Raw genomic sequence first — 6,173 nt, forward strand, 5'->3', positions numbered from 1 at the left:
TAAGACGTGTGATATTCCGATCTGTTGGACCCACCGAACGCCACATTGGGTGCGTTGGACGCACCCAACGCCACATTGGGGCGCTTGGGGGCCGGTCGAGGCTCACTGTGGTGTTGCCCGGGTGAAGTGGACGCCCGCGGGACGCGCCGGGTACCGTTACCGCCACAACTGCAGATCGGGCCGTCGAGCCGAGGCGGGAGAGCCCTCACGAAGTCGGTGGGGCACCGAAGGAGCAAACTCCCCGGAATCTCTCAGGTAACCGCTACCGCTTCGCGCGAGGCCACTCTGGAAAGCAGGCGCACCCGCGCCTCACCCAAGGTGAAAGCCGCTGCACAGGCGGTGAAACTCTCAGGTGCCATGACAGAGGGGGAGTTCCCAGCGCACCGGTGTGCGCCCGGCCCGAGGAGCTCCCGATCACTTCCACGCAGTTCGACGCCCGCCACATCGGCCCGTCCGAGGCCGAACGCGCGAAGATGCTGGCCGAGTGCGGCTACGGCAGCCTGGACGCCCTCGTCGGCGCCGCCGTCCCGAGCGCCATCCGCGCCACCCGTGACCTGCGGCTCCCGCCCGCCGCGTCCGAAGAGGACGCCACCGCGGAGCTGCGCGCCCTCGCCGCGCGCAACCGGCCGATGACGCAGATGATCGGTCTCGGCTACTCCGACACCGTGACCCCCGGCGTGATCCGCCGGAACGTCCTCGAGAACCCCGCCTGGTACACCGCGTACACGCCCTACCAGCCGGAAATCTCGCAGGGCCGCCTCGAAGCGCTGCTCAACTTCCAGACGATGGTCGCGGACCTGACCGGCCTGGCCACCGCGAACGCCTCGCTGCTGGACGAGTCGACCGCCGTCGCCGAGGCCGTCACGCTGATGCGCCGCGCGTCGAAGTCCAAGTCGAACAAGGTCGTCCTCGACGCCGAGTGCCTGCCGCAGACCATCGCCGTGGTGCGGACCCGCGTCGAGGCCCTCGGCATCGAGGTCGAGGTCCGCGACCTGCTGACCGGCCTGCCCGAGGACTTCTTCGGCGTCGTCGTCCAATACCCGGGCGCGTCCGGTGTGCTGCGCGGCCGGGGCTTCTACCACGCGATTTCCGAGTCGGCGAAGGCCGCGGGCGCGCTGTTCACCGTCGCCGCCGACCTCCTCGCCCTCACCCTGATCACCTCGCCCGGCGAGTTCGGCGCCGACGTCGCCGCCGGGTCGACGCAGCGCTTCGGCGTCCCGCTCGGCTACGGCGGCCCGCACGCCGGGTACATGTCCGTCCGCTCGGGGCTCGAGCGCTCGCTGCCCGGGCGCCTGGTCGGCGTGTCGGTCGACGCCGACGGCAACTCCGCCTACCGCCTCGCGCTCCAGACGCGGGAGCAGCACATCCGCCGCGAGAAGGCGACGTCCAACATCTGCACCGCGCAGGTCCTGCCCGCCGTGCTGGCCGCGATGTACGCGGTCTACCACGGCCCGGACGGCCTGAAGAAGATCGCCCAGCGCGTCCACGGCCTCGCCGCGGGCTTCGCCGACACCCTCCGCCAGACCGGCGTCGAGGTCGTGCACGAGTCCTTCTTCGACACGGTCGTCGCGCACGTTCCCGGCCAGGCCGCCGAGGTCCACGCGGCCGCCCGCGAGGCCGGAATCAACCTCGGGCACGTCGACGCCGACCACGTCCGCGTCGCCTTCGACGAGGTCAGCACCCCCGCCATCGCCGCGAAGGTGCTGAAGGCGTTCGGTGTCGAAGGGGCCCTGGAAGACGGCGTCGCGCTGCCGAACGGCCTGGCCCGCGAGAGCGGCTTCATGGGCCACGAAGTCTTCGGCACGCACCGCTCGGAGACGGCGATGCTGCGCTACCTGCGCAAGCTGTCCGACCTGGACTACGCCCTCGACCGCGGCATGATTCCGCTCGGCTCCTGCACGATGAAGCTCAACGCCACCACCGAGATGGAGCCGATCAGCTGGCGCGAGTTCGCCGGCATCCACCCGTTCGCCCCGGCCGAAGACGCCGCCGGGTACCACGAGCTGGTCGGGCAGCTGGCCGGGTGGCTGGCCGAGGTCACCGGCTACGACAAGGTGTCGCTGCAGCCGAACGCGGGCAGCCAGGGCGAGCTCGCCGGGCTGCTGGCGATCCGCGCGTATCACCGCGCGAACGGCGACGAGGCCCGGGACGTCTGCCTGATCCCGTCGTCCGCGCACGGCACCAACGCCGCGTCCGCGGTGCTGGCCGGGATGCGCGTGGTCGTCGTGAAGTGCACCGACGAGGGCAACGTCGACCTGGCCGACCTGCGGTCCAAGGTGGACACCCACCGGGACACCCTCGCCGCGATCATGGTCACCTACCCGTCCACGCACGGCGTGTACGAGCACGACATCGACGAGCTGGCGAAGATCGTCCACGACGGCGGCGGCCAGGTGTACGTCGACGGCGCGAACCTCAACGCCCTGCTGGGCCTGGCCAAGCCGGGCGAGTTCGGCGGCGACGTCTCGCACCTCAACCTGCACAAGACGTTCTGCATCCCGCACGGCGGTGGCGGCCCGGGGGTCGGCCCGGTCGCGGTGCGCGCGCACCTCGCGCCCTACCTGCCGAACCACCCGCTGCTCGACGCCGCCGGCCCGGAAACCGGCGTCGGACCGATCAGCGGCGCGCCCTACGGCTCGGCGTCGATCCTGCCGATCTCCTGGGCCTACGTCCGGATGATGGGCGCGCCCGGCCTGACCGCGGCGACGGAGGTCGCCGTGCTGGCCGCGAACTACGTCGCTTCGCGCCTGGCGCCGCACTACCCGGTGCTCTACACGGGCCAGGACGGCCTGGTCGCGCACGAGTGCATCCTCGACCTGCGCCAGCTCACCAAGGAGACCGGCGTGACGGTCGACGACGTCGCCAAGCGGCTCATCGACTACGGCTTCCACGCGCCGACCATGTCGTTCCCGGTCGCGGGCACGCTGATGGTCGAGCCGACCGAGTCCGAGGACCTGGGCGAGATCGACCGGTTCTGCGACGCGATGATCGCCATCCGGGCCGAGATCGACGACGTGGCCAACGGCAAGTGGAGTGCGGAGGAATCGCCGCTGCGGGGTGCCCCGCACACCGCGGAGACGCTGGTCGGCGAGTGGGACAAGCCGTACAACCGGGAGCTGGCCGTGTACCCGGCGGGTGTTTCGCGCAAGAACAAGTACTGGCCCCCGGTGCGTCGCATCGACGGCGCCCGCGGCGACCGTAACCTCGTGTGCTCCTGCCCGCCCCTCAGCGAGTACGGCTCGTGAGTGTTTAGGCGGGTTCTAACCCTCCTTACCACTCACGACCACCTACGGAAGGCGACAATCTCCCCCATGTCTCGCGAAACTTCCCTGCACGGAGTCCACAAGGGACTCGGTGCGCTGTTCACCGACTTCGCCGGCTGGTCCATGCCGGTCCGCTACGCCAGCGAGCTGGCCGAGCACAAGGCCGTCCGCGAGGCGGCCGGGCTGTTCGACCTCTCGCACATGGCCGAAATCCACGTCACCGGCAAGCAGGCGGCCGACGTCCTGGACTTCGCGCTGGTCGGCAACCTGACCGGGGTCAAGCCGGGCCGGGCGCGGTACACGATGATCTGCAACCCCGAGGGCGGCGTCCTCGACGACCTGGTCGTCTACCGGCTGGCCGACGAGCACTACCTGGTCGTCGCGAACGCGGGCAACGCGCAGGTCGTCGCGGACGCCCTGGCCGAACGGGTGGCGGGCTTCGACGCCGTCGTGGCCGACAAGTCCGAGACCACCGCGCTGATCGCCGTCCAGGGCCCGAAGGCCGTCGAGATCCTGGGCGCGGTGACCGACGCCGACCTGGACGCGCTGAAGTACTACGCCAGCGTCCCGGCGTCGGTGAAGGGCCACGACGTCCTGCTCGCCCGCACCGGCTACACCGGCGAGGACGGCTTCGAGCTGTTCGTCGACGCCGACGAGGCCCCGGCGCTGTGGCGGCTGCTGATGGAGGCCGGGGAGCCGCACGGCCTGGTGCCGGCCGGTCTCGCCTGCCGCGACACGCTGCGCCTGGAAGCCGGAATGCCGTTGTACGGCAACGAACTCACCGTCGAGCAGAGCCCGTTCGAGGCCGGCCTCGGCCGGGTCGTCAAGTTCGAGAAGCCGGGCGACTTCGTCGGTCGCACGGCCCTCGAGGAGCGGTCCAAGCAGGACGTCCCGCGCGTGCGGGTCGGGCTTCGCGGAGCAGGCCGCCGCGCTCCCCGTCACGGTTACGCGCTGCTGGCCGGTGACACCGAAATCGGCGAGGTGACCAGTGGCGCCTTGTCGCCCACGCTGGGTTACCCGATCGCCATGGCGTACGTCGATCGGGCGTACGCCGAGCCCGGCACCGAGCTCTCCGTCGACATCCGGGGCAGGATCGAGCCCGTCGAGGTCGTCGCCCTGCCCTTCTACTCCCGCGCGTAAGGACTTTCTCCCGTGAGCATCCCCGAGAACCTGCAGTACACGAAGGAACACGAGTGGCTGAAGGTCGAGGACGGCGTCGCCACCGTCGGCATCACCGCCTTCGCCGCCGAATCGCTCGGTGACATCGTGTTCGTCCAGCTGCCCGACGCGGGCTCGGCGATCACGGCCGGCGAGGTGTTCGGCGAGGTCGAGTCGACCAAGTCGGTCAGCGAGCTGTACGCGCCGGTCTCCGGCGAGGTCGTCGAGGTGAACGGCACCACATCGGACACCCCCGAGGTCATCAACTCCGACCCCTACACCGAAGGATGGCTCCTGAAGGTGCGTCTGACCGGGGACGTGCCGGACCTGCTCGACGCCGCCGCCTACGCCGCGCACACCCAGGAGAACTGATGACGACTTTCGACGCCCCCCTCGCCGACGTCGACCCCGAGGTCGCCGCGGCCGTCGCGGACGAGCTGAACCGCCAGCAGTCGACCCTGGAGATGATCGCCTCCGAGAACTTCGCCCCGGTGGGCGTCCTCGAAGCGCAGGGTTCGGTGCTGACCAACAAGTACGCCGAGGGCTACCCCGGCCGCCGCTACTACGGCGGCTGCGAGCACGTCGACGTCGTCGAGCAGCTCGCCATCGACCGCGCGAAGGCCCTCTTCGGCGCCGAGCACGCCAACGTCCAGCCGCACTCGGGCGCGCAGGCCAACGCGGCCGCGATGTTCGCCGTGCTCAAGCCCGGCGACACGATCCTCGGCCTCGACCTGGCGCACGGCGGCCACCTGACGCACGGGATGAAGATCAACTTCTCGGGCAAGCTCTACAACGTCGTCGCCTACCACGTCGACAAGGAGACCGGGATCGTCGACCTCGCCGAGATCGAGCGCCTGGCCGTCGAGCACCAGCCGAAGCTGATCATCGCCGGCTGGTCCGCCTACCCGCGTCAGCTCGACTTCGCCGAGTTCCGCCGGATCGCCGACCTCGTCGGCGCCCGTCTCATGGTCGACATGGCGCACTTCGCCGGGCTGGTCGCGGCCGGGCTGCACCCGTCGCCGGTGCCGCACGCCGACATCGTCACCACGACCACGCACAAGACCCTCGGCGGCCCGCGCGGCGGCCTCATCCTCAGCCGCGAGGAACTGGCGAAGAAGATCAACTCGGCGGTGTTCCCGGGCCAGCAGGGCGGGCCCCTCGAGCACGTCATCGCGGCCAAGGCCGTCGCGCTGAAGATCGCCGCGAGCGAGGAGTTCCGCGAGCGTCAGGAGCGGACTCTGGAGGGTTCGCGGATCCTCGCCGCGCGGCTTGCGCAGGAGGACTGCGCTTCGGCGGGGGTCCGGGTGCTGACCGGCGGCACCGACGTCCACCTGGTGCTCGTCGACCTGGTTCAGTCCACTCTGGACGGACAGCAGGCCGAAGACCGGCTGCACGAGGTCGGCATCACGGTCAACCGCAACGCCGTGCCGTTCGACCCGCGCCCGCCGATGATCACCTCGGGCCTGCGGATCGGCACCCCGGCGCTGGCCACCCGGGGCTTCCAGGCGGAGGACTTCGCCGAGGTCGCCGACGTCATCGCCGAGGCGCTCAAGCCGGACTTCGACGACGCCGTGCGGGCCAAGCTGCGCGACCGCGTCGAGACCCTGGCCGAGAAGCACCCGCTGTACGCGGACCTCGCGCGATGAGCGCCCAGCCCGAAGGCCGGAAGCTGCTGCGTCTCGAGGTTCGCAACAGTGAGACGCCGATCGAGAAGAAGCCGTCGTGGATCAAGACGCGGGTGCGGATGGGGCC

The 6,173-nt window shown here is 70.6% G+C and carries 4 protein-coding genes, 1 pseudogene and 1 riboswitch; all 5 genes and pseudogenes read left to right on the forward strand.

The annotated features are described in order from the left end of the window. The first annotated feature begins 184 nt into the window (after nucleotides 1-184). A riboswitch (glycine riboswitch) is annotated at nucleotides 185-278 on the forward strand. Nucleotides 279-413: 135 nt separating this feature from the next. Next, entirely contained in the window at nucleotides 414-3,245 is a 2,832-nt protein-coding gene (gene gcvP / locus ACWEF6_RS42635) for an aminomethyl-transferring glycine dehydrogenase (RefSeq protein ID WP_449688160.1), read from the forward strand. Nucleotides 3,246-3,311: 66 nt separating this feature from the next. After that, nucleotides 3,312-4,403 (forward strand): glycine cleavage system aminomethyltransferase GcvT, encoded by a 1,092-nt coding sequence (gene gcvT / locus ACWEF6_RS42640; protein ID WP_449688158.1) that lies wholly within the window; start codon nucleotides 3,312-3,314, stop codon nucleotides 4,401-4,403. A 12-nt stretch (nucleotides 4,404-4,415) separates the two neighbouring features. Then, nucleotides 4,416-4,793 (forward strand): glycine cleavage system protein GcvH, encoded by a 378-nt coding sequence (gene gcvH / locus ACWEF6_RS42645; protein WP_310974570.1) that lies wholly within the window; start codon nucleotides 4,416-4,418, stop codon nucleotides 4,791-4,793. Then, complete coding sequence (glyA, locus tag ACWEF6_RS42650) at nucleotides 4,793-6,067, forward strand: serine hydroxymethyltransferase (protein WP_449688159.1); 1,275 nt, start codon at nucleotides 4,793-4,795, stop codon at nucleotides 6,065-6,067. The genes gcvH and glyA overlap by 1 nt, the downstream gene beginning before the upstream one ends. Then, nucleotides 6,064-6,173: pseudogene (locus ACWEF6_RS42655) on the forward strand (lipoyl synthase); the annotation flags it as partial. The gene glyA and the pseudogene ACWEF6_RS42655, both read left to right, overlap by 4 nt.

The organism is Amycolatopsis sp. NPDC004772 (genome assembly GCF_053601215.1).